23 protein-coding genes and 1 pseudogene are annotated in these 23,979 nt (G+C 36.5%); 9 read left to right on the top strand and 15 right to left on the bottom strand.

The genetic code is table 11. The annotated features are described in order from the left end of the window. Positions 1-272 precede the first annotated feature (272 nt). From EYB29_RS02325 to EYB29_RS02315, 3 genes are all read right to left on the bottom strand, one after another. On the bottom strand, positions 273-1,064 hold the full coding sequence (locus EYB29_RS02325) for a VLRF1 family aeRF1-type release factor (RefSeq protein ID WP_166626451.1): 792 nt from the start codon (positions 1,062-1,064) through the stop codon (positions 273-275). A gap of 96 nt (positions 1,065-1,160) precedes the next feature. Further along, positions 1,161-2,342, bottom strand: a complete 1,182-nt coding sequence (locus EYB29_RS02320; RefSeq protein WP_035856450.1) for an MFS transporter — start codon at positions 2,340-2,342, stop codon at positions 1,161-1,163. A gap of 89 nt (positions 2,343-2,431) precedes the next feature. Next, positions 2,432-3,844 carry an FAD/NAD(P)-binding protein gene (locus EYB29_RS02315; protein ID WP_166626450.1) on the bottom strand — a complete coding sequence of 471 codons (1,413 nt, stop codon included), beginning with the start codon at positions 3,842-3,844 and terminating at the stop codon, positions 2,432-2,434. Positions 3,845-3,936: 92 nt separating this feature from the next. On the opposite strand from EYB29_RS02315, the gene EYB29_RS02310 reads away from it, so the two are divergent. The 3 genes from EYB29_RS02310 to EYB29_RS02300 are packed head-to-tail and all read left to right on the top strand — an operon-like array spanning position 3,937 to position 6,208. Further along, positions 3,937-4,464 carry a pyridoxamine 5'-phosphate oxidase family protein gene (locus EYB29_RS02310; protein WP_166626449.1) on the top strand — a complete coding sequence of 176 codons (528 nt, stop codon included), beginning with the start codon at positions 3,937-3,939 and terminating at the stop codon, positions 4,462-4,464. A 10-nt stretch (positions 4,465-4,474) separates the two neighbouring features. Then, positions 4,475-4,990 (top strand): GNAT family N-acetyltransferase, encoded by a 516-nt coding sequence (locus EYB29_RS02305; protein WP_026867042.1) that lies wholly within the window; start codon positions 4,475-4,477, stop codon positions 4,988-4,990. 21 nt (positions 4,991-5,011) lie between these two features. Further along, positions 5,012-6,208: a CynX/NimT family MFS transporter gene (locus tag EYB29_RS02300; protein WP_166626448.1), complete on the top strand. Its 1,197-nt coding sequence runs from the start codon at positions 5,012-5,014 to the stop codon at positions 6,206-6,208. Positions 6,209-6,255: 47 nt separating this feature from the next. On the opposite strand, the gene EYB29_RS02295 is transcribed toward EYB29_RS02300, so the two are convergent. The 5 genes and pseudogenes from EYB29_RS02295 to EYB29_RS11465 all read right to left on the bottom strand — a co-directional run bounded on the left by EYB29_RS02295 (position 6,256) and on the right by EYB29_RS11465 (position 11,567). Further along, positions 6,256-7,434, bottom strand: coding sequence for an Nramp family divalent metal transporter (locus tag EYB29_RS02295; RefSeq protein ID WP_166626474.1), 1,179 nt, complete (start codon positions 7,432-7,434; stop codon positions 6,256-6,258). A gap of 63 nt (positions 7,435-7,497) precedes the next feature. Next, positions 7,498-8,439: an agmatinase family protein gene (locus tag EYB29_RS02290; RefSeq protein ID WP_166626447.1), complete on the bottom strand. Its 942-nt coding sequence runs from the start codon at positions 8,437-8,439 to the stop codon at positions 7,498-7,500. Positions 8,440-8,800: 361 nt separating this feature from the next. Next, positions 8,801-10,963 carry a DEAD/DEAH box helicase gene (locus EYB29_RS02285; protein ID WP_166626446.1) on the bottom strand — a complete coding sequence of 721 codons (2,163 nt, stop codon included), beginning with the start codon at positions 10,961-10,963 and terminating at the stop codon, positions 8,801-8,803. Between the two features lie 106 nt (positions 10,964-11,069). Further along, positions 11,070-11,273: pseudogene (locus EYB29_RS11470) on the bottom strand (winged helix-turn-helix domain-containing protein); the annotation flags it as partial. A 12-nt stretch (positions 11,274-11,285) separates the two neighbouring features. Continuing rightward, entirely contained in the window at positions 11,286-11,567 is a 282-nt protein-coding gene (locus EYB29_RS11465; protein WP_205710582.1) for a response regulator, read from the bottom strand. A gap of 193 nt (positions 11,568-11,760) precedes the next feature. Here EYB29_RS11465 and EYB29_RS02275 point away from each other — a divergent pair, with 193 nt between their 5' ends. The 6 genes from EYB29_RS02275 to EYB29_RS02250 are packed head-to-tail and all read left to right on the top strand — an operon-like array spanning position 11,761 to position 16,653. Further along, positions 11,761-12,384, top strand: coding sequence for a DUF2848 family protein (locus EYB29_RS02275; RefSeq protein ID WP_051220529.1), 624 nt, complete (start codon positions 11,761-11,763; stop codon positions 12,382-12,384). A 5-nt stretch (positions 12,385-12,389) separates the two neighbouring features. Further along, positions 12,390-13,187, top strand: coding sequence for a carbon-nitrogen family hydrolase (locus tag EYB29_RS02270; RefSeq protein ID WP_026867038.1), 798 nt, complete (start codon positions 12,390-12,392; stop codon positions 13,185-13,187). Between the two features lie 23 nt (positions 13,188-13,210). Continuing rightward, on the top strand, positions 13,211-14,197 hold the full coding sequence (locus tag EYB29_RS02265) for a TRAP transporter substrate-binding protein (protein WP_166626445.1): 987 nt from the start codon (positions 13,211-13,213) through the stop codon (positions 14,195-14,197). Positions 14,198-14,212: 15 nt separating this feature from the next. After that, positions 14,213-14,686, top strand: coding sequence for a TRAP transporter small permease (locus EYB29_RS02260; RefSeq protein WP_051220528.1), 474 nt, complete (start codon positions 14,213-14,215; stop codon positions 14,684-14,686). Next, a complete protein-coding gene (locus tag EYB29_RS02255; RefSeq protein WP_166626444.1) occupies positions 14,668-15,954 on the top strand; it encodes a TRAP transporter large permease in 1,287 nt (428 codons plus the stop codon). Before EYB29_RS02260 ends, EYB29_RS02255 begins: the two co-directional genes overlap by 19 nt. Before the next feature lie 24 nt (positions 15,955-15,978). Next, positions 15,979-16,653: a GntR family transcriptional regulator gene (locus tag EYB29_RS02250; protein ID WP_166626443.1), complete on the top strand. Its 675-nt coding sequence runs from the start codon at positions 15,979-15,981 to the stop codon at positions 16,651-16,653. A 46-nt stretch (positions 16,654-16,699) separates the two neighbouring features. Here EYB29_RS02250 and EYB29_RS02245 read toward each other — a convergent pair whose 3' ends face one another. The 7 genes from EYB29_RS02245 to EYB29_RS02215 form a co-directional block, all read right to left on the bottom strand. Continuing rightward, positions 16,700-18,598 (bottom strand): endonuclease MutS2, encoded by a 1,899-nt coding sequence (locus EYB29_RS02245; RefSeq protein ID WP_166626442.1) that lies wholly within the window; start codon positions 18,596-18,598, stop codon positions 16,700-16,702. A gap of 371 nt (positions 18,599-18,969) precedes the next feature. Further along, positions 18,970-19,296, bottom strand: coding sequence for a branched-chain amino acid transporter permease (locus tag EYB29_RS02240; RefSeq protein ID WP_166626441.1), 327 nt, complete (start codon positions 19,294-19,296; stop codon positions 18,970-18,972). Further along, entirely contained in the window at positions 19,296-20,003 is a 708-nt protein-coding gene (locus tag EYB29_RS02235; protein ID WP_166626440.1) for an AzlC family ABC transporter permease, read from the bottom strand. The genes EYB29_RS02240 and EYB29_RS02235 overlap by 1 nt, the downstream gene beginning before the upstream one ends. Before the next feature lie 16 nt (positions 20,004-20,019). Then, positions 20,020-20,574 carry a helix-turn-helix domain-containing protein gene (locus tag EYB29_RS02230; protein ID WP_166626439.1) on the bottom strand — a complete coding sequence of 185 codons (555 nt, stop codon included), beginning with the start codon at positions 20,572-20,574 and terminating at the stop codon, positions 20,020-20,022. Between the two features lie 293 nt (positions 20,575-20,867). Further along, positions 20,868-21,341, bottom strand: a complete 474-nt coding sequence (locus EYB29_RS02225; protein ID WP_166626438.1) for a nucleoside 2-deoxyribosyltransferase — start codon at positions 21,339-21,341, stop codon at positions 20,868-20,870. A 51-nt stretch (positions 21,342-21,392) separates the two neighbouring features. Further along, positions 21,393-22,784, bottom strand: coding sequence for a Na+/H+ antiporter NhaC (gene nhaC / locus EYB29_RS02220; protein ID WP_026867026.1), 1,392 nt, complete (start codon positions 22,782-22,784; stop codon positions 21,393-21,395). A 26-nt stretch (positions 22,785-22,810) separates the two neighbouring features. Next, a complete protein-coding gene (locus EYB29_RS02215) occupies positions 22,811-23,905 on the bottom strand; it encodes an NAD/NADP-dependent octopine/nopaline dehydrogenase family protein (RefSeq protein ID WP_166626437.1) in 1,095 nt (364 codons plus the stop codon). Positions 23,906-23,979 lie beyond the last annotated feature (74 nt).

Below are 23,979 nucleotides of genomic sequence, written 5' to 3'. Positions count from 1 at the left end.
ACCAGGCGTCTTCAAGTTTAGCAATTCACCTTTAAATCCTTGTTAATTTATAGAAAAGTTATTGTTTCTTTTATCATTTTGAGCTAATCTAAAGTGCTACACTAATATAGATTTAGCTATAAGTAGTGAACAGAATGCCTCAAACATTAGCTTTCTCTGAATAAAGATTTACGATAAACAACCTTGAACCCCACACTTTGTGTTAAAAATTTGTAAAAATTCATAAAAAAAAAGCACTTAACTAGGCTCACATAGTTAAGTGCTTTTAAATTTTAGACTAAGGTATCAAATACTTCTGCAACAATCTCATTATCTGGCTTAGATCCGAGATTTTTTGTAATTACACCAAGGACTTTTGTGCCATTTAAATGCGTTTCTACTTCTTGTACACTCTCTTGACTACCCACTAAGTAGACACCTTCAAGCTTACGCTTTTTGACATCCCTATCAATTTCTGCTGCGAGACTCTTATACCAGCGATGTTGGTTTTCTTCAAACCGTCGTTGGAACTCGTCTCTTCCACCGCCGCGTGTCTGTTGATGGACGACTTCATCATAATCCAACCAACTTTCACTTTCAACGTCCCATGAGAACTTTTTGGTATCTCTAATAATACCTAGTGATGTTTCGATAAAGGTCACATCAGCCTGTTGGACAGACACGATTGCCGTTTCTGGGAAGCGTTGTTCTAATTCTTCAATCTGCTGAGTTTCTGCAGTCTTACCCCAATGGAAAGATGTTGTTACTGGAACTTGTAAAACTCTTGCACGGTAGAGTTCACCATCTGACGAAGCAACGAGAATAAACCCTTTACGCATCTCTCTTTGATGCATGGCCACTTCCTTCTCTACCTTTTCTTGTAACTTCTTCAAAGCTTTTAACTCATCATCAGCGTTTCTGTCCTTCACTTCTTCTTTTAGGGTCTTAAAGCCATTTTTTAAATGAATTTTCCACTCACCATTATTACCGTTACCTGCGCTTGAGTCTGTATTCAAATGAATCGTAAGTATTCCTGTCTCGTCGCGTTTTTCTCTGATTTCTTCAATGATTTTGGCTAATGACATAGATGTATTCCTCCTCATATTAAAACAGATAATTCCAATACAGTACCCTGGTCACGTAAAAATAAACCAGGGTAGCATTTTTTATCTTTTTTAATTTTACTGAGAAATATATTTGTCCTTACGCCCATGTAAGAATAAGTATATCGGAATAATAGCTAAAACAAATATCGATAGAATAAAGTACAAGCCACTGTACCCAAAGGCTGCTACAATACTACCTAAAATAAATGGTCCAAAACCGAGACCGAAGTCTAAGGCAATAAAGTAAGTTGTATTGGCTAGACCCACACGTTCTGGTGGGGTCACCTTGATGGCGAGTGCTTGTGTGATGGACTGAGCATTCCCATATCCAAAACCAATAAATATTGCTGCCAGTAGGAATATTAATGTGTTTGATGCTGTTCCAATAATGAATAAACCGATGGCGAATGAGATTAGTGCTGGGTACATAATGATGTTGGCACCTTTACGGTCAAGTAGAGGTCCAGTAATCGGTCTAGATAAGAGGACCGTAATACCATATACCGTAAAGTATAAGCTACCAGCTTGAACTAAATTGATGCTATCTGCATAGGCTGTCACATAGGATAAAATCCCAGAACAAGCGAAAGCTAAGAAGAACATCACTATAGATATTGGTGCCGCTCGCTTCTCAAAGAAATCACCTAGACTTATGCCTTTACTCACAGGTTTCGACAACTTCATTTGCGGTGCACGAACTGTTAAACCAAGTCCGAGTGCAACGACTGCCATAATTGAAGAAAATACAAAAATACTAGTAAAGCCGTAAACATTGATAAGTGACACACCGATTAATGGACCCACTGCTGTTGCGAGAACGACCGACATACTAAAGTAGCCGATACCTTCACCATTTCGACTAGGTGGAATGACTTGGGCAATAATTGTACCTGTAGCTGTCATCGCAAAGCCCATAGCAATACCATGGAAAATACGTACACCAATCAATGGGTAAATACCCATCGGTATAAAGTAAGTTAACGCCGCTACTAAGACAAATATAGATGAAATGACAAGCATTCGCTTACTACCAACGCCAGCAATTGAACGCCCACCAAATAATCGACCGATCAGAGATCCAATAATAAACGAACTGGACACAAGTCCTGCTAATCCTATCGAAGCACCGTATTCATCAATTGCATACATTGTCATAGTTACCAACAATAGATATTGAGACATCATCAATGCAAAGTTAACGATCGAGGTATTGATGAAGTCTTTGGTCCATAATTTTTCTTTAAATACTTCTGACAAAACAATTGCACTTCCTTAAAATTTAATTGACTCTACTATTCTCCGCCTAATTAATCTACTTGTCTACCACTTTGACCAAAACTTCCTTATTAATTACGTGTGAGAAAATGATTTACTAGATGGTAGGTCTCAGTTGATAACATCGTCACCCCTTTAATTAAATAATCTGAACCGACAGTTAAGGCACCAATTGTATAAAAATTGTGCATCGTTCCATACCTCGGACTGATGACCCTATGGTATTTATCGATCAATAGTCCTCCAAATTCATCCGGTTCAACAAGCATCCTATTGTAGAGATTTTTAATCAATAAGGTGTTATCTTTTCTAATATCAGACACGGGTCCTGTTGCATTGATGAGTACATCGAATGGTTCTTGGTTTTTATCTTCAAATCCAACTAAAAACTCATCATTAACTTCTACCGATTCCATATCATCTAAAAATTCGAGACGTCCTTTATCAATCCATTCAAGTATTTGTTTGGCACCATGCGGTGGCATTGGCGAATGATTGCTTTGAATAAGTTCGTGATATTCTTCCATAAACCGAGTTTTGTCTTTTCTTGATAAATATTTATACAGTACTTTAAATGTATCTTCTAGACTAGTAATAAGATATTGTATCTTTCCGACTTCATCTGGATGTTCTAAATCAAACTTTAAATCAATCTCTGGCCGGTCAGTTTTTCTAGTTAATAATTCTTCTTGTATACCGTGCGCCCTAAGTTCTTTTCTAAATAAATCTACAATACGATCTAATGGGATTAGATCTTGATTTTTGTCGGACATCGCATGCTCAATAGAGAAGTATTCCCCACTGAGATCATAATAAGTGCCTCTAACAGAAGGTAATTCTCCACTTCTCGACAAAACAGTCACCTTAGAATGTCCATTTTTTAATAAATATCTAAAACAATCTATCGCAGACAAACCGCTTCCTATAATTCCAATTCGCCCTTTAACATTTTTCAAAACATCTTCAATTGGATACGGATTATATATGAAGTTCTTTTCACCTTTTAGCTCATAAGGATCACTATATGACATCTCACCATTTGTTAAGAAGATTGCATCATATTTCGAGACAGCACCATCTGTATAAACAGTATAAATATTTTCGTCATTCTCAAATGATATATCTTCAACAAAGCTTTCGACTGTATTTATATTTTGATGACGATGTACAAAATTCATCAGAGTAGAATGTATGTATTCTCCATATAAGCTTCTACTTGTGTAACTTTCAGCTTCATATTTATTACTTTCCAACCACTTAATATAGTCTCCTTGATCTGAAGTGAGTGACATCAGCTCCGCTGGGAGATTCACAATTAAGTTTTCATCATCATGCTGATAGGCATAACCACGTCCCATTGTCTTTTTACCATCATATAAATCAATTTCATAATTCTCGTTAAAACGTTCATCACTTACAAAAAATTTTACTAGAGACGTCCCAGCAACGCCTGTTCCAATAATAGCTATTCTTTTCTTAGCCACATCATCACTACCTTCTTAAGAAATGATTCTCTTTATCTAAAATATACCTATATGTGATAAAATCCAACCATAATATAAATAGGAGTGTCACCATGAATATTAATGAAATGCTTAGCCAATCACCAGTGATGTCTGGACCTTTCCCTAGTTTCGATGATCGTACTTTTAGTTCACCGTTATCTCATTTTCAAGAATGGTTTAAATGCGCTGTTGCAAAAGAAGTGCTGGAGCCAAGAAGTATGGTGCTGGCTACTTACGATCAAACTCACCTTGTAGATTCTAGAGTCCTGGTTATAAAAGCAATGGATGATGAAGGATTCTTTATTGAAAGTGGTAAGGGAAGAACAAAGGTCGAACAACTTAAAGAAAATAGTCATGTAGCAATGAATTTTTACTGGCGAGAACAAGGTAGACAAATTCGCTTGCAAGGTAAAGCTGTAGAAGTAAGATCAGAAGATTTTAAACATGTCAGAGACTATCTCGATGCTAAGACACGAGACTTGGCAGTTTATAAAGTCATACCTGATAGAATGGAATTCTACCAAGCTCTCGAACAGGGCGGTTATGAGAGAATGCTGTATACTAAAGAGAATAATAAGTGGCTAACAAGCTGGCTATAGGAGTATTTATATGACAATACATATTAGAAAATGCAATTTAAATGATTTAGATCATCTTCTCGCGATTAGTTATCAAACATTCCATGAGACATTCATGGCACAAAATTCTGCAGAAAACATGAAGGCTTATTCTGATGAGGCATATACAAAGGAAAACTTTGCAGCTGAATTAAAAAATCCACATTCTCAATTTTTCTATATATTCTATGATGATGAATGCGCTGGTTTCTTGAAATTAAATATTTTAACAGCTCAGTCTGAACCGATGGGTGATGATGCACTCGAAGTCGAAAGAATATATATACTGAATAAATATCAGGGACTTGGGCTGGGTAAAGCATTGTTAAATTTAGCGCATGAAGAAGCTAAACGACTAGATAAGAAGTCGATTTGGTTAGGTGTTTGGGAATTTAACAATAAGGCAATTTCCTTTTATAAAAAGAAAGGTTTTAAAAAAGTGGGTTCACATTCATTTTTTATGGGTGATGATGAACAGACGGATTATATATTCCGAAAAGAATTATGATTGTAATGAGGTGGATAATCTTTGAACAATGAATTGGACCAAAATAATAACAAAAATTTATATATTTTCCTAATAATTGGGGTGATCTTGGTCGCAGCAAACTTGCGTGCACCACTGACATCTGCAGGTGCCTTAGTATCATTCATTAGGGATGACTTTGGCATCAGTAATGCTTTAGCAGGAAGCATTACAACCTTACCGCTTATTGCCTTCGCTTTACTATCTCCATTCGCACCAAAAATTGCGAGACGAATTGGCATGGAAACAACGATTGCACTATCTTTGGTCCTCCTGATTTTAGGAATGTTTATTCGTTCAGCAAGTGGTATTGGACTTCTGTTTACTGGTACATTAATGATTGGCTTAGCCATTGCGGTTGGTAATGTTTTATTGCCAGGTATCGTTAAGATGAATTTTCCGCATAAAATTGGCCTGATGACAGGCCTATATGCAATTGTAATGAATGTCTTTGGCGCCCTTGGATCTGGTTTGAGTATACCGATTGCGACCTCAGGAAATTTCAACTGGCGTAGTGCACTCTTAATCTGGGTGTCTTTATCAATCTTGGCACTGTTAGTTTGGCTCGTACAATTAAAAAATCGCAGCAAACCAAGGGGCAATATTAAAAACCAGCAGTTAGGGGGACTATTTAAGTCTCCACTCGCTTGGAAAATCACCATATTCATGGGTGCCCAGTCCTTAATTTTCTATACATTAATTACTTGGTTGCCAACGATTCTTACTTCCAATGGGTATGATATACATTTAGCCGGTTGGGGTGTATTCGCCTTCCAACTTGCCAGCATTCCTTTTACATTCATTATTCCTGTGGTTGCCGATAAGATGAAAGATCAAGTACTCATCGCTGCTCTGAGCGGGTTAATCATTCTAATCGGAATTGGAGGATTATTACTCGGTCACTCAGAACTATCGCTACTTTGGGTCATTTTACTTGGTGTCGGTAACGGTAGCGCATTTTCATTATCTATGATGTTCTACACACTAAGAACAAGAGATGGCTATCAAGCGGCTGAACTATCAGGTATGGCACAATCCTTGGGCTATTTATTAGCAGCCCTTGGACCCGTTTTAGTTGGTGGCTTACAAGATATTTCAGGATCTTGGTTCCTACCACTAAGTTTAATGCTCATTGTCTCACTCGTTATGGTACTTACCGGTATCGCTTCTGGTAAAAATAGAAATGTTACCGAGTCTTAAAAAATGAAATACACGAACATCTCGTTATAAAGATGTTCGTGTATTTTTTATGCTAGAAATGAGATTACAGCATCAATTACACTGTAAATACCTAAAAACGATACAACAACGACAACTAGGAAGCCTATCACATTTAAAATAGGTCCATTCTTATATTGTCCCATCAATCCTTTTTTATTTATAATGACAAAAATTAGTATTGCAATTAACGGTAAGATGACACCATTTAAAGCCTGTGCTAATAGGATGACTTCTAACGGTTCAAAACCAATTGCAGATGTGACAACACCAATAAGTATTACTGTTCCAAACACGATTTTATACTTGGTGTTTTTCATGCCACCTTCCCACTTGAAGAAAGAACTGACTGTTGCGGCTGCCCCCATAGGAGAAGCCAGAGCAGATGAAAATCCTGCAGCAAACAAACCAACACTGATAAATATCGGTGCCCAAGTTTCACCTAACACTGGTACAAGTGGCCCTGCTAAGGCGATGACACTGTCAATTTCTTGACCAACAATTAATGCACCTGCAGAGATGAGGATAGCAGCAGATATAATCCCACCAATAGTAATAGAAATAATCGTATCCCAGCGTGCAAGCTTCAAGTCTTGCATACCGTTAAAACGTTCATGTACCGTCGTTGCATGAAGGAAGAAGTTGTAAGGCACAACTGTTGTTCCGATCAGAGCAATGACCATAATAATAGAGCCAGTAGGAATTGAAGGCATGAACATGCCTTGGAATACCTCTCCCCAATTGGGTTGAACCATGAACATCGTCGTGATAAAAGTACCACCCATGATGACCATCAGTCCTATAATAATTTTTTCAACTAGCTTATAACTACCCTGGATGCCAATCAGAAATATTATAATCCCAACAATCGGTGCGAGTATGTTAGTTGGAATGTTGAGCAAGTGACCTAAACCGAGTGATGTCCCTAGAAGATCACCACTCATGTACGCTGCACATCCGACTGCAACAGCAATCATAGAAATCCATACTGTTATAAACTTACCTATTTTATGATTGAACAAATCGTAAATCGCTTCACCTAATCCTCGACGCGTCACAAGTGCTAGTCTGATAATCATCTCTTGAAGGACGATCGTCGCAATAACAGAGAATAAGACAGCCCATAAGAGACTATAACCGAAACCTGCACCCGCACGGGTCATGGCAGTCACAGTTCCAGGTCCAATAAATGAAGCAGTAATAATCATTCCTGGTCCGAGTGCCTTAACAATATCTAAAATCTTGCTAATAATCACCAACCCCTTTAAGGTTTATATCTTGCCTAAATACTTAACATGACCCGCTAAAACGTAAAGTACTGCATATGAGACAAAGTGAGCAGATTGTTGGTTTTGATCCATCATTGGATAGACTTCCACATAATCCATGCCGACTAAACCGAGTTTACCGAATTCATGAATTAAAGTGAGTAATTCGTAAGACGTTAAACCATTACCATCAACTGGCCCACCAGGATTGTATGCGAAGTCCAGGACATCACTACAAATAGACAAGTAAACCACATCAACGTCTTTTGCAGCTTGCTCGTAAATCTCTTTAGCTAAAGTTCTTAGATCATTAGATTCTTTAATTTCATTAATGCCAATAGTTACAGCACCATTTTCCTTAGCATACTTCCCAGTCTCAGGCTTATTACGTGGCCCATGAATCCCCGTGTGAATAATCGATTCATTTCTCACACCTTCTGTTTCATATAACCTCATAAAAGGTGTGTTTCTTGCATATTTCTCACCTTCATAATCAGGCATGTTGTCATAATGTGCATCCAAGTGAATGATTCCAACAGTCTTCCCACTATCTGCCAGTGCTTTTAAAATTGGATACGTTACACCATGCTCACCACCAAAACCAACAAGAAACTTGCCCGTTTTCCATAGCTCAGCAGAAAAATCTTCAATGTTCTGATAAGATTGTTCATTATCATGCGCAACAAATGGCACATCACCCGCATCACCAAAAGTTAAATGTTCCTTCACATCAATATGATCTAACTCAGGTAAGTAACCACTATAACGCGCAGAAGACGAACGAATTTGTTTGGGACCGAGCTCCACACCAGTGTAGTCCCCCCACGTACTCTCTCCTTCGAATGGTGCACCATAAAAAATAACGTCTGTATCATATTCACCTTTTTGCACTAAATTCTCTGCCCCTAAAAAACATGGAATATTACCGTAAATATTATCTTTCACTTCAATAACCCCTTTATTTTTATAATAGTTAGATAATTCAATTTATATCATACTTCTATGTTTTTACAAGATAAATTTCTAGCTAATGGTGGAAGGTGGATTGTCTATTCGTTGCTGAATTATTCAGGACGAATAAACTTTTTAGCTTGTTTTTTCTATTGGAGTCTAGATTTTTGCCCTCTAATAGAATTTCTCGCCCGTTTTGTCTATTCGACATCCGATTTTTGCTCTTGAGTAGAAATCCTCTCCACATCACTACATTTATATGCGTAGTCGTTGTTCCATTAATCTGGCCATTTTACTAATACACAAAGCGCGATGATCAAACAAATTTGATTGTCGCGCTTCTTCATGTTTATACTTATCCTGCCTGTTTTTCTGCCAATCGTTTTTTCTCCATTTCCATGACTTGTTTGGTCATAGATGCTTCTGACTCTTCTTCTGATTTCAGCAATGCTTCAGCATTCATCTGTCTTTGTGCAATATCTGCAACTTCTGAGTCTCTGGCATACATATCAAATAACTTAGATTTTTCACCAAGTAATTCCAACATGCTAACGTCAATGCTATCTTCAGTCAACAGTCGATAAACGACAACACCCCGTGTTTGCCCCATTCTGTAAGCACGACCAATAGCCTGTTCTTCTGTAGAAGGCTTCCACTGTGGTTCACATAAAATAATAATATTGGCTGCTTGTATATTTAAACCTACCCCACCTGCGATAATCTGAGCGGTCATGACTGCACCAGCTTCTGCACTTGTAAATTCATCGATAATTTTTTGCCTCTCATCATTTGGAACATCACCGGTGATTGCAGGAAATTTTGCTTCTGTCACATGTTCTTGAACTGTCTCGATGACATCTCTAAAGAATGAGAAGACAAGAACCTTATGTCCATTTTCTTTTGCTGAATCACAAATATCAACGAGGGCATCAAGTTTAGGTGATGCTTCAGGTGTCCCACCTTTCCATGCTGCCCGTCTCATCGCCATCATCTGACCTTCAGACACTGCTTGATCGTATATCTCTTCTTCTTTTTCACCAAAGTTAGACCATTGTTCAATGATTTCAAGGTCTGGTAATTCTCCTAGTACATCTGCTCGATTTCTTCTTAGGTATACTGGGGAAATCTCTATTTTAAACTTCTGTGGATCTAAAAGATGAAGTTCTTTTGATATTTTATTAGCAATATCCGGCTGCAACACACCTAATAATTGTTTCATCTCAGCAAGTTTATTTTCTAAAGGTGTTCCGCTCATATAGAGAACATGGCTGGCGAGTTCTGATAAGGCATAGATACTTTTAGAACGTTTGGCCTCAGGATTCTTAACGAAGTGAGCCTCATCAACAACGAGCATATTCAACTCTTTAATGAGACTTTTATCGAAATTACGGGTATGTTCGAAGGTGGTAATCAAAATACCTTTCTTATCTAACCACTCTTGAAATACTTTTTCTCTACCATTGCCATGGTAAATAAAAGCATTGAGCTTAGTGAATTTTTCAGTCTCACGTTTCCAGTTGGCGACGACGCTAAGCGGACAAACAACAATCGTATAAGGCTGATTATTCAAGTTTAGATGATTAATAACAGCAAGTGCCTGGACAGTTTTACCAAGGCCCATCTCATCACCGAGTAGAATCCGCTTATTATATAAAGCATACTTGGCACCAAATTCCTGATAGTTCCTTAGTGTCAGATCTAGTCCATCAACATTTAGTTCCACATTATTGACTGCTTCAACTAATTCTGAAGGAATATCATCTGCCTGCTTTTGATTCGTATAGCCAGTAATATTTTCAATCGCTGTGTAATACTGAATACTATTGTCGATAAAATCTTGTTTTAACGTATCATCAGTCACTTCAAATTCCTTGATTGCAGAATAAGCTGATTTTATATCAGTAAATTTTTGTTCTACCCCTTTTTGATTTACCGCTTCAATTGCAGCATTAACTCCCTCCTTCTCCTGAGCATTTTGAAATAGTTTCATAAAGATATTTTTCTGTTTTTCTATCACAGAGAAGTCTTGTTTAAATTCTTGTTCAAATGCTTCAATCTGATTTTCTACTTTCTCAGCATCAACAACTAGTTTCCTTTTTAGGTAAATTGTACGAAGTAAGTCGAAATCTAATCGTTCAAGCTTATCTGGATCAATACGCCCTTTGGCACGAATATGCACCGACTGCTTTACCTTTTCAACCGCTTCTTTTAAAAGGTATGCTGATTTTTCGCCGACACCTTTAATTAGGAGAAACTGCTCCGTACTATAGTTCGAAATCTCATATATATTCTTAAAGCCTGCATTTTCTAACTGACTAAGCGGCATCCCTTTTTCAAAATCTTTAATACTATCAATCGGTATCTTTTCTAATTGATGTTTGGCAGCACGTTCTTTTACATATTGCCAAAGCTCAACAATTTTTGGATCATAGGCCGGCTCATCATAATTATGTAAATCTGTTTTTATATCTTCTAAGTCATTTTGAATCTTTTTTATATCCTTCTTACCAGTAATCATATTTCCACCTACTTTTTATCAGATGTTTATACTATTACCCTAAAATTGATAAAAAATATATAAAAATAGAGATTCGAACCTTGTTATTCGAATCTCTACTGCTAAACTAATTAATTTTCTTAAATTTGTACCCCACGCCCCATACTGTTAGAATCCATTCTGGTTCAGCGGGATCACGCTCTATCTTTTCACGTAACTTTCTAATATGGACTGTCACTGTCGTATTGTCGCCTACAGCATCTAGTCCCCAAATTTTTTCAAACAATTCTTCCTTGGTAAACACCCGGTTAGGGTTTAGCGTTAAAAATAGAAGTAAATCAAATTATTTAGCAGTTAGGTTAACTGAATGATTCCCGACCTCCACAGTACGACCCTCAATATCGATGATCGTTTGGCCGAATACTATGAACTTCTTAGCATCATCACCTTTCAGTCTGTTGTAACGTTCAATATGCGCCCTCACCCTAGCAACGAGCTCATTAGGGTTAAACGGTTTTACGATGTAATCAATCGCTCCATGACTAGAGCCTGTTAATTTTTCTAAGTCATCACCTTTAGCCGTTACCATAATAATCGGTACATCAGACACTTCATTAATCTGCAATGAGAGATATTTTGTATTAATTATGTAATTCTTAAATATTTCTTAAGTATAATTTTATAATTTCTACTTATCTTTATTTATATTTCTATAATTTTTACATATATAAGTATCAGAAATTTCTGCATGTAAGCCTTTACAAAATATTTTACTTTTATATAATGTATACATAATACATTAAAGGGGATGTTTTTAAATGGTTAAGCTTTTTGCAATTGGTTATGCAGGCAGAGACAAAGATAAAACGTGGGAACATATTGAAGAATTAAAAGAGATTGGCGTTCCAGAGCCAGCGAGTGTGCCGGAACTCTATGCATTAAGCCCTTCTCTTATCGATCAATCAGATGAAATATCAGTGGTTGGTAACAAAACAAGTGGCGAAGCTGAAATAGTTTTAATCTTTGATGAAGATGGTGACGTAAAAGTTACAGTAGGTAGTGATCATACAGATCGTGACTTAGAAACCGTATCAATTCAGAAATCCAAACAAATATGCGATAAGCCTCTAGCTAACGAAACAATTGATTTAAATGATATTAAAGATGAATGGGACGACATTAAATTATTTTGTGATGTCCTAGTTGACGGTGAATGGAAAAAATACCAGGAAGGTACATTCGCTTCTATAATTCCATTAGATGAAATCTTAGAATTTCTAGATCAACATGACGTTCCTAAAAAAGATTCTATTGTTTACTCAGGTACTGTTCCTTTACTAAATGGTTTTATATATGGTGACGGTTATCGTTGCAGTATTCACTCAGAAAAATTAAACAAAACAATTAGCGTTGAGTATAAATTAGAGAAATTAAAGGAGTAACTGATATGAAAATCAAAGTTTTTCAATTTGCAGTCAAAGACGGTAATGTTCAAGAGAATCTCGATAAAGTAGCTTCACTATTCCACTCTAAAGACTTATCAAATACCGATGTCGTTGTACTACCAGAAATGTGGACATCAGGCTATGATTTACCAAACATTCATGATTATGCCGATAATAATTTGGAGCCGACTTTTAGTATTCTATCTGAACTTGCAAAGCAATATGAGGTGAACATTGTTGCAGGATCTGTACCAAATATTAAAAATGGCAATGGTGTTTATAACACTGCCTTCGTCGTAAATACACAAGGTGAACTGGTTCACGAATATTCCAAAATGCATCTAGTGCCAATGCTTAATGAGCCAGAATATCTGAAGGCAGGTAATGAATCTGTTGAGACATTTAAATTAAACGGCGAGAATGCAGGTCTAGCAATTTGCTATGATCTCCGCTTCCCTGAATTGTTCCGTGACCTTACCATGTCTGGAGCTAAAGTCATATTTGTGGTTGCGGAATGGCCAATAGAAAGAACTGATCACTGGCTTACACTGCTAAAAGCAAGAGCCATTGAGAGTCAGTGTTACTTAGTGGGTTCAAATATTATAGGAACTCAAAGTAATCAAACAACTTTTGCTGGTCATTCAATTATCATCAATCCCTTTGGGGAGGTACTTAACGAAGCTTCTAGTGATACAGAAAATGTCATTTCCGCAGAACTTGATTTAAATTACATCGATAAAATCCGCAAGGATATTCCGATTTTTGATAGTCGTCGTAAGGACCTTTACAAAAATCTATAGCCACAATAAGGGGGGATGGAACTATGAAGAAACTCTTTCTTGTCTTGCTTTTAACAATTTTTATATCTGCTTGTAGTAACGAGACAGCTGATAAAAACTCTGGTGAAAAAGTGATTAAACTAGCACACACAGGCTCTGAAACTCACCAATACCATGTAGCAGCTGAAAAGTTTAAAGAAGTTTTAGAAGCTGATGAATCCACCGATATATCCGTGGAAATACACTCAAACGGAACTTTAGGGTCTGAAGGAGATGTCATTGAACAAGTAATAAACGGATCAATTGAAATGACTACAGTGGCGGCGGATAGTAACCTAGCCAACACTGTCCCAGAAATGAATTTATTTGGAATTCCTTTTCTCTTTGAAGATAAAGAGCATGTCTACAAGGCCTTAGATGGTGACCCCGGCAAAGAGATGTTGGAATATGTGGATCAAAAAGGAATGAAAGGTCTTGGCTATTGGGAGGTTGGGTTCAGACATTTAAGTAATAACACTAAGGAAATAGTAACACCTGAAGATGCAGAAAATCTAAGCATTAGAATCCAACCTGCATCAGTTTGGGCAATGTATTTTACAGCAATTGGTGCAAATCCTATTCCTGTTGATTTTAATGAACTATACTCTGCACTAGATCAAGGAGTAGTCGATGGACAGGAAAATCCACTCCCTACAGTAAATTCCATGAAATTTTATGAAGTTCAGCAATATATCTCGCTCACATCACATACCTACACACCTGCCGTCATCTTGATGAGTGATGAGTTTTATTCTTCCTTATCTAAAGAGGAAGTTACTGCAGTAGATAAGGCAATAAAAGAAGCAAGATATTACCAACGTGAAGAACTGAGTAATCAAGAAGATGAGATTCTTACTATGTTAGATGAAGAAGGCATTACCATTACCGAACCAGATAGAAAAGCATTTGAGGAAGCGACGCTTTCTGTTCGAGATGAAATCTCTGACAAAGTTTCAAAAGATATCATACAAAGTTTCATAGAAGCAAAATAATAAGGATGTGATTAAATGTTTGAGAAAATCGATGATTCAATCACAAAATTCTTAGAATTCATCATGATCTTATGCTTATCACTGACAGTAATCGTAACCTTCTTACAAGTGTTATTTCGTTACTTCATTCAAATTAGCATACCATGGTCTCAAGAATTTTTGATGATTTGTTTTGTCTATAGTGTATTCTCTGGAGCCGCTGTACTTGTAAGTAAAAATGAACATCTTGTAGTAGATTTATTTGAAAAATTACCTAAAAAATACGATGTGCTCTTCAGAGTAATAGAATGTCTGGTCGCTCTGTTTGTACTCTCAATCCTTGTCATATATGGCAGTATTCTAGTCAATCAAAATCTAGTTTCAGGACAAACACTCGGTTTACTTCCCATACAAAGAGCGTACTTGTACATGGCTGTCCCATTATCATCACTGTTTATGATTTATTTCTATGTAAGGAGGCTATATAAAGTATGCTTTGGATATTCCTAATTATTTTACTGTTTGTTCTCATCATCTTGCGTGTTCCTATCGCATTTGCAATGGCGTTTATTTCACTACTAGGAATTATGGGAAGTGATGTATCTTTACTCGCAAATGTTCCAAGAAATATATTTAGCGGTACGAATAGCTTTACGCTAGTCGCTATCCCTCTGTTTGTACTTGCAGGTGAAATCATGGCTAAAGGGGGTATTTCCGAACGTCTCGTTAACTTCTCTAAAATAATAGTAGGTCCAATTCCTGGGGGATTGGCTTTAGTTGTAATCATCAGTAGTATATTCTTTGCCGCCTTAACGGGTACTGCATTAGCTGCCGCTGCCGCAATTGGAGGAATGTTAATTCCAACCATGTTAAGAGAAGGTTACGACAAAGGTTTTACAACTTCTTTAATAGCTTGCGCCTCAACAATTGGACCTATAGTGCCACCTAGTATTGTACTAATACTTTACGGAGTAATTGCAGGAGTTTCAATCAGTGATCTATTTATTGCTGGATTTATTCCCGGAATTCTTATGGCACTCGGTTTGATGGTCTATAGTATTTATGTTGGTAAGAAAAATAATTACGTCATTAAACAGGAAGAGAAAATCACTGTAGGTGTTTTTCTCAAGTATTTTAAAGATGCAATCCTCGCTTTAATGATGCCAGTCATTATCATAGGAGGAATTATATCCGGACTATTTACAGCAACTGAATCAGGTGTAATTGCTGTTGTTTATGCCCTCATAATCTGTATATTTGTCTATAGAGAAATAACATTTAAAGACATAGTAGCTGTTTTAAAAAGTACAGCTTACACTTCGACAGGTATAATTTTCTTAATTGGTTCTGCAGCTATTTTTATCTGGTATATTAATTATGAAAATATCCCAAATCAATTGATGAATCTGCTTGGATTCGCTGCTGAGAATCCAATTTTACTATTGCTTATTATCAATATTATTCTACTATTAGCAGGAACATTTATAGATACAATCAGTGCCGTAACAATCTTTACACCACTGTTTGCACCAATGATTGTTGCAGCGGGAATTGACCCGGTACACTTTGGCATAATACTTGCAGTAAACCTAACAATTGGTATGGTCACTCCACCATTAGGTGTTTGCTTATTCGTAGTATCTTCAATTGCAAAACAGAAGATACCTGTAATGTTCAAGCACCTATTCCCGCAAGTTGGAATTTTAATTCTTGTACTACTTGCAGTCACTTATTTACCGAGCATCATTATGGCTCCAGTTAAATTCTTGAACGGTTAGATTATCTCAGAAGGAATGATATGTATGAATGATTTCAAAATTAAAGGCATCAAACACAAAACACTGAAAGATACGATTTACACAACCTTAAAAGACATTATTCTAAACGATGGATTTCCTTCTGATGATTATATAAATGAACAGAGCCTTGCCACACAACTCGATGTATCCAGAACACCCTTAAGAGAGGCAATGTATGATTTAATAAATGAGGATTTAATTGAATTTCGACCAAGGAAAGGCTATCGCTTAAAACAACATACTCAAGAAGAAGTAAAACAGATTTTCCTCTTAAGAGCGACGATTGAAAAAGGTATCAAAGATCCTTTGTTTGATAATGTCGAGGACACAGACATTCAAAAATTGAAGAATATCATTGAGAAACAAAATAGAGCGATGGAAGAAAAAAATAGTTATCACTTTATGCAACTCGATAAAGAATTCCATCGAACAATGTTCATGATTGCCAAATACAATATCTTCTTAAAATCGTATGATGTGTTTCATAACCTCACCATACTTATTGGATCCAAAGCAATTACCAAACAAGGTCGTATGAAACATGTTATTCAGGAACACATCGAGATTGTTAAAACAATAGAATCTAAAAGCAAAGCTGATTTTGGTGAAAAGATAGAAAGGCATCTATCGATGACCTTAAAAGCATTAGATTCAATTAATTACTTATCGGAAGAATGACAAGTAAAAAGCCCGATAATCCTTTTTGGATTATCGGGTTCTTCTCTTACTTATTCCTGTCTGCTCTTATTTCCTTATCAACCTTACGCAATGCTTTCTTAGAACCTCTTTCAATATCATGTTTCCATTTTCTAGTTTGATAATCAGTAAATAAAGTGTCTAAATCATAATCGTCTGGGTACAATTCTTTGGCTTTCAACTCTAAATTCAGACGTTTTTTATTCACTTCTAGCATATCACCTTTATAATATACCTGAACATTAGAGAATTTATCTTGTGTTGCATAGACTATACCAAAATCATCATAATCCAATAGCTTCACACGATCGCCTTTTTCATAAATTGTTGTATCTTTAGGTGTTTCATCAATTAATTTTTCTTTGCGTACTTTATTTTGATCTACTGTCTCTAAACCATAGTCTTTTTCAATCATATAGTTTTCCGCTCGATTCAACACATTTTCAGGAATATTCATCTTCCGTGAAATCCACAGTGCATTACTGTCTCCCGACTTCCCAATTTGTAACTTAAACAACGGTTCTAAAGTTTCCTGATTAAACTGCATCGCCGCATTCATAAAGTCGCTATGCATTTCTGAATACCGTTTAATTTCACCATAATGCGTGGTTGCGACTGTCATGCATCCTTTATGGTAAAACTCTTCTAATAATGAAATTGCCAAAGCTGCACCTTCATTTGGTTCTGTCCCGCTTCCGATTTCATCGAATAGTAGCAAGGTATTGTTGTTAACTTGCGGTAAAATATTTGAAAGATTTTTCATATGTGATGAAAAAGTACTGAGGGCATTTTCTATGCTTTGATTATCACCAATATCCACAAAAATGTTATCAAAAATCGCAATTTCTGTATCTGATGAAGCTGAAATATGAAAGCCTGACATCGTAGCTAAGGTGACGAGACCAATCGTTTTAAGTACAATCGTTTTACCACCTGCGTTTGGCCCTGTAATGACCAAGCTCCGATAGTCATCTCCGATTTCAAAATCTAACGGCACAATATCTCCTGTTAGTAGTGGATGTTTACAATTTATAAGCTTAATTTTTCCATAATCATTAATTTTAGGCTGAACGCCATCAATTGCTTTACTAAATCTTGCCCTTGCATTGATCATGTCATATTGTGCAATCAATTCAATGTTGATATTGATTGTATGCATATTTTCATTTATAAGCCCTGTCAGTGTCGCCAGTATTTGATACTCCAACATCGCCTCTTCTGCTTTTAAACCATCCAACTCTTCACTTAATTTCCTAACCACACTCGGTTCAACATAAGCAGTAGTACCTTTAGATGACAGTTCAACGATTGTACCATTCACTTGGTTCTTATATGTCGCTTTAATTGGTACCGTATAGCGCTCATTTTTCACACTTATAAAAGCTTCTTGTACATAATTTTTATTACTGTTTATGAATTTATTTAATTTATCTTTAATTTTAACTTCTGTCGTGTCGATAAACGACCGCACTCGCTTAAGTTCTTTGTCAGCATGCGAATCCACCTTATTATTCTTAATGGCCACACTAATTTCTTCCTCTAAAGATCTTAATTCTGTCATTGAATTCACATAAGAAGTTAATGTTGGTGCTATAAACTCTTTGGTCGACATAAACTCAATTATTCTTCGACATCCTCTTAAAAAGTCAGTCACATACACGAGTTCTTCAGGTGTCAAAATAATTCCTTTTTCTACTTTTTCGATTAGAAAATCAATATTAGACACATTCATGAAAGGCATTTTTGCCCCAGTATCTAGTATATTTCTCGCTTCAGTTGTCTCTGTTAATCTATGTTCTACAATTCTTTTATTCGAGCTCGGTGTTTGTTTATCGAAAAGGTCTTTACCTAACCCGCTAACACAATATGATTTTACTAATTCTTTTAAGTCGTTATATTCTAACTTCTCATAAGTCATTTCATTCATAATTTTTCTCCTTAATGTAAGTAATATTCCATTATTGAAGAACCTTTTAGATTCAATAAGTTAAACAAAATAAAAAGCTACGGTTTCCACCGTAGCTTTAAAAACAAGCGCGAATAAACCCATAGAAATCCCATATTTCAGGATTATCTATGAATCGAAGTGCTTGTGGGTAAAGTCGGTAGGTATCTTCATAATAGGAAATTTGAGTACGACAAATAAAGGGTATAATTCTCCCTATTATTTTCATCTCTTCATGTTTTCCTAGATAGATCCTACGACACTCAAAAAATGCACCTCTTAAATATATTTATACTTATTGAAATTGACTTTATACACATTTAGTATAAGTGAAAATAGCGATGATGTAAATATTAGAACACAGCTTGTACCAATATCATGTAGAAAATTGTGCCACCTGCTATAGAAAGCAACATGTTTTCTTTCCAATAGTGGAGCACTATAATCAATCCAATTGCCAAAGCTTCTGGAACAAAACCACTGAATGAAGTCACGTCTACCTCTCTCAGTGCATAGACGACGAGTAACCCAAAAACTGCAGGCGGTAACATATAGCCGAGATATTTTATATAGGCTGGTGTTTCTTTATCATTGTTAAATATAAGAAAAGGTAGGAATCTAGTCGTCATCGTACCTAAAACTACACAAGCAATGATGATAATTTCTTCTGTTAAGGACATTACGAGATCACCTCTCTTTTAGACATCATCTTTTTGATTGCCGTTAGGGCAATTATTATAATGACCATGGCAGGTAGAATGAAGTTTTCACTGCCAAAAACAATTAAGCTGAGTACTGAGGCACCAACTCCAATGATGGAACTAATATGATATCTTTCCTTTTTCCATTGATCTAAGAAAATCACAGCAAAGAGTGCTGTCATCACAAACTCTATACCTTCTGTGTTAAAGGGTATTGCTGTCCCAAAAAGGCTACCTAATGTTGTGCCACCTACCCAGTAAATTTGATTAAACAAGGTTACATAGAACATAAACCAACCTGAATTAATGTGTGTCGGCACCTTGGACGTAGAGTTGATGACGAAGGTTTCGTCACACATGCCGTAGATTAAATAGGATTTCTTTTTACCTACACCCTTAAACTTATCGAGCATGGCAATGCCGTAAAACAGATGACGGGCATTTATCATTAAGGTTAGGATAAAGGCACTGACCGGGTTAAAGGCGCCGAGTAACATACTACCGGCAACGAATTCCATGGATCCGGCAAAAATAAAGATACTCATCAATATGGCGTACATTGGCTCAAAGCCGAGGGAATTCATGTATATCCCATAGGCAAGGCCAATGAAGGTAAAGCCGGCCATGATGGGAATTGTTTTCGGGAAGACGTATTTGATTGTTTTTATATGTTCATCAAATGTCATGATTACACCTTCTTCTTTAATTTTTGTAGTACATAATCATTGTTAACTTCACTAATTCATCGCCTGGATTAATATATGTATGTGTCTGGCTACCATCAAAAATTATGGCTTCACCTTCTTTTAAATCAGTCACTGTCCCATTAACATCCATTTGAAAACTACCTTGGTTAACAAAGATATGCTCTTCCACACCTGCAGTATGAGCTTCTGCGTAGTGACGGCATCCTTGATCAATTTCTACTATATACAATTCAAATAGTTTCTCAGGTGAGAACGGTACGATATTATGAACCCTATAGGCTCCATCTTCTTCTGTAACAGTATGTACATCATCTTGACGAATGACTTTAATAGAATGTTGTTGCTGAGTAATCAGAGATGAGAACGAGACCTTTAAGCCCTTAGCTATTTTCCATAATGTAGTGACTGTAGGAGTAGACTCCCCTCTCTCAATTTGAGCGAGCATCGCCTTACTCACCTCAGTAAGCGCAGCTGTCTTATCTAGACTTAATCCACGTTCCTTACGTATACTTTGTAAGTTGTCTCCGATTAATGCTATATTTTCTTTCATCAACCATTCACCTCCACATCAATTTAAGTTACTATAACATATTTTTGTACGCTATAACATACAGAAAATTTAGAACTGCATGATTTTTAGTGTGATGAAGATAGGAGATCCGCCTCGTTTTTGTTTCGAGGCTTAGCTATCCTATTAGATCCGCTTCGTTTTTGTTTCGAAGGATTTCTTTTGTAATTCCTATCCTTCGAAACAAAAACGAATATTACCATCTCTCAACAAATACAAAAAATCCCGTTAAACTACAAATATCTGTAGTTTAACGGGATGTATATTAAACACGCCTACGCCTCATCTTTCGCAACCGGAGCGTGAGTGTAATTTTCATAACGAATCGGTGTCTTTTCATTGAAATCATAAGTTGCTAGATCTTCAATGTTTTGGAGGTAAGCATCCAATGAATCAGTTAACATTAAGTTAACTGGCGCTTCTTTTATAGGATCTTTTTCTTGGTATAAAACAATGAATTTATCTAAAGCTTTACCATAACCAATTTCAAAAGCAGTACCTGGGTCGACATGTTCACCGACGTAATCATGAACTGCGACGACTGCATCGCACCACTCTACATGTTTGATATCGTTGTTGTAAATTGTTTCTCTCCATTCATCAGAACCATGTTCAAGGTGATCATCTTGTTGTAAACGTGGCGAAAACACTTCTTCTACAGTTGGGTTCTTTTCCAATGCCGCTTCAACACGCTTTACACGTTCAACTTGTTCTTTATCGAAAAATGGACTTGCTAAGTAAATCCTCATAAAATAACGCACCTCTTTTTTCTTTTAGGATATCATAAAAATTTGCAACACCTAGGCAGCTTTTTTCTTCATTCCGATTCCTGTTACTGCATAAATCATGGCAAATACAATACAGAGGTAACATGGGACAGCCCACATCCAATAATCTCCTACCCCTACACCTAAAACTTCCATGTAGTAAATAGCAGAAACACCCCATGGTACAAATCCTAAAATCATCGTTCCAGAGTCTTCTAATGTTCTAGATAGATTAAGCAAATTTAGGTTCTTCTTATTGTATGCGTCCTTCATTAGAACACCAACCATTATAATAGATATCGATGCAACGCCAGCTGTAAATACAATGATTATACTACCTAAAATTGTTGATCCAATAATTTGCCAAGTGGATTGAACCATTTTTGTAAATGATTCTAATATTCTATCTAAGCATCCGGCTGCTTCTACTATTCCAGCAAAGGCATATCCACAAAAGATTGTCACGACAATTGTTACCATTGAGAATATTCCACCGCGGTTAAGTAGTGAAAGGACTGTCTCTGAAAACTCTGCATTAGAGTTGACCATATCTACCGAAAAGCCATTGGCCATTGCTGTAAAGCCATCAACGAGAGAAAAACCATTGGATAATACCCCAATAATCACTGCAACAACTGAGGATAATAACATGATTGGAACAATCGGTTTTTTAAAGAAGGCGCCCCATAGAATTAATACAAAAGGTAGAAGCATAAATATATTCCAGTTAAATATTTGATCCAAATCTGTTGTTAAACCACTCACACTATTTCCAGAAGCGCTACTCGCATCGATTTGCATACCTGCAATATACCAGACGATTATACCAATTAAAGATGCAGGTAAGGTTGTCCATAACATATGTTTAATATGATCATAAAGGTCTACACCTACAACTAATGGTGCTAAGTTAGTTGTATCCGATAAAGGCGATAATTTGTCACCAAAAATAGCACCAGAAATAATAGCGCCTGCCGTTATACCTAGGGGCATATTCATTTCTACTGCGATACCCATCAATGCGACACCCGCTGTAGCAGATGAGCCCCAAGCTGTTCCTGTTGCTACTGACACAATGGCTGAAATTACAAAGGCGGTTACTAAGAAATATTGAGGATCAATTATGAGTAATCCATAATAAATTAGCATGGGAACTGTTCCTGAATATATCCAAGTTCCAACTATTATCCCGACTGCAAAAATAATAAATATCGCTGGCATTGCTGTATTCAGGCGAGTAGAAATTCCTTTCTCCATGTCTTCCCAACTTAGCCCTACTCTGTATGCAATAAAAGCTGCATATGCTGCAGATAGTAATAATAATGGCTGGATCGGTATTTCAAAATATCCAAAGCCGATACCAATAACAACAGCTAGAAAAACAAAACAAGAAATAGACTCAAATAAAGTTGGTGCTCTCTTCATAACAATTTCCCCTTAGTTTAATTTTTTTACAAACGATTGATAATTTCGTTTACGCTCAAATTAGATAGTCCAACTTTCTCAAGCGTTAAGCCTTCTTTGTGAAAGTCCCTATTTAGTATTGTTCCTCCAATTGTAATGACTGCGTCGATATTCGGAGTCGGAACATCTGCTTCTCTTCCAAGGTCTGACCAAAAAACCAAGCCGTCTGCAATATCCTCAGTGAAGTATCTAGAGTCCACAGCAGTTGGTCCTTTAATATTTCCATAAACCTTACTCTCATTGAACAAAGTCTGTATATCAGATTCATTGTTCTCGAAATATCCTCTGTTATAGCGACTCGTAATTGCATCTTCTAACTCAAAGCCAAAGGCTCTCCCAATAGCAATTCGTTCACTTTCTATTCCGCGTAATAATCTAACTGTATGTTCTGTAATGCCCTCTTTGTATAAGTAAAATTCACCATTCGAATAATCAATTCGTCCTGCATTAAGTAAAGAAGGGCCAGGGTGAACTTCAGGATTTCCGTTTTCCATGGTCGAGTGTAATACATTTTTAGCTGGTACTAAGCAGTCATACAACGTTTTACACTTATCAATTAACTCACTCGTTTTACTAGCTGGGAAGGCTGAGAAAAATAGTTTTTTTACTCTTAACCCAAGCTCAACTTTTGCTTCCGCTGGAAATGCACGTGTCCCGTAGGTTAAAGAATTTGTTTCTCCAATCTTAAGTTCTTTGTCAAAACCGAGCGCTCTAACTTTGTTTGTGAATCTTATTGCCCCCATAGAACCTGCCCCATTTAGCATTATTACTTGTTCTTTTTGAACAAATGGGGCAAGAGCTTCTGCCATATTTTCTATAGCAAATCCAGGGATTGTTAACATAATCACTTCTGCACCTTCAATAGCTTCTTTTATATCTGTAGTGACCTTATAGACAGGAACAAACTTGTCATTTCCATTCTCATGAAAATGTATACCACCTAGTTCCCTTATTTTTTCTAAATTACTAGCAAAACTTTCATTTTCATAAAGTGTAATTTCAAAGCCTCTATCAGATAAGTCCGCTGCTGCTGTGATTCCACCGTTTCCCGCTCCAATAATTGCTACTTTTTCAACTTTCATTTCAATTCCCCCTTATAAAGATAAGTTACACTAATCTTTATGAAAATAAAATACCTCTACAGAATATTCTGCAG

The sequence above is a fragment of the Jeotgalicoccus sp. S0W5 genome (genome assembly GCF_011634875.1).
GTDB classification, from domain to species: domain Bacteria; phylum Bacillota; class Bacilli; order Staphylococcales; family Salinicoccaceae; genus Jeotgalicoccus; species Jeotgalicoccus marinus.
This window is presented reverse-complemented; position numbering and strand designations above follow the sequence as displayed.

Excerpts from the sequence above, each read along its gene's own strand:
- EYB29_RS02325 (WP_166626451.1), bottom strand. The coding sequence starts at position 1,064 with ATGTCATTAGCCAAAATCATTGAAGAAATCAGAGAAAAACGCGACGAG.
- EYB29_RS02310 (WP_166626449.1), top strand. The coding sequence starts at position 3,937 with ATGAATATTAATGAAATGCTTAGCCAATCACCAGTGATGTCTGGACCT.
- EYB29_RS02305 (WP_026867042.1), top strand. The coding sequence starts at position 4,475 with ATGACAATACATATTAGAAAATGCAATTTAAATGATTTAGATCATCTT.
- EYB29_RS02295 (WP_166626474.1), bottom strand. The coding sequence starts at position 7,434 with ATGATTATTACTGCTTCATTTATTGGACCTGGAACTGTGACTGCCATG.
- EYB29_RS02285 (WP_166626446.1), bottom strand. The coding sequence starts at position 10,963 with ATGATTACTGGTAAGAAGGATATAAAAAAGATTCAAAATGACTTAGAA.
- EYB29_RS02275 (WP_051220529.1), top strand. The coding sequence starts at position 11,761 with ATGGTTAAGCTTTTTGCAATTGGTTATGCAGGCAGAGACAAAGATAAA.
- EYB29_RS02270 (WP_026867038.1), top strand. The coding sequence starts at position 12,390 with ATGAAAATCAAAGTTTTTCAATTTGCAGTCAAAGACGGTAATGTTCAA.
- EYB29_RS02265 (WP_166626445.1), top strand. The coding sequence starts at position 13,211 with ATGAAGAAACTCTTTCTTGTCTTGCTTTTAACAATTTTTATATCTGCT.
- EYB29_RS02260 (WP_051220528.1), top strand. The coding sequence starts at position 14,213 with ATGTTTGAGAAAATCGATGATTCAATCACAAAATTCTTAGAATTCATC.
- EYB29_RS02255 (WP_166626444.1), top strand. The coding sequence starts at position 14,668 with ATGCTTTGGATATTCCTAATTATTTTACTGTTTGTTCTCATCATCTTG.
- EYB29_RS02250 (WP_166626443.1), top strand. The coding sequence starts at position 15,979 with ATGAATGATTTCAAAATTAAAGGCATCAAACACAAAACACTGAAAGAT.
- EYB29_RS02245 (WP_166626442.1), bottom strand. The coding sequence starts at position 18,598 with ATGAATGAAATGACTTATGAGAAGTTAGAATATAACGACTTAAAAGAA.
- EYB29_RS02240 (WP_166626441.1), bottom strand. The coding sequence starts at position 19,296 with ATGTCCTTAACAGAAGAAATTATCATCATTGCTTGTGTAGTTTTAGGT.
- EYB29_RS02235 (WP_166626440.1), bottom strand. The coding sequence starts at position 20,003 with ATGACATTTGATGAACATATAAAAACAATCAAATACGTCTTCCCGAAA.
- EYB29_RS02230 (WP_166626439.1), bottom strand. The coding sequence starts at position 20,574 with ATGAAAGAAAATATAGCATTAATCGGAGACAACTTACAAAGTATACGT.
- EYB29_RS02225 (WP_166626438.1), bottom strand. The coding sequence starts at position 21,341 with ATGAGGATTTACTTAGCAAGTCCATTTTTCGATAAAGAACAAGTTGAA.
- nhaC (WP_026867026.1), bottom strand. The coding sequence starts at position 22,784 with ATGAAGAGAGCACCAACTTTATTTGAGTCTATTTCTTGTTTTGTTTTT.
- EYB29_RS02215 (WP_166626437.1), bottom strand. The coding sequence starts at position 23,905 with ATGAAAGTTGAAAAAGTAGCAATTATTGGAGCGGGAAACGGTGGAATC.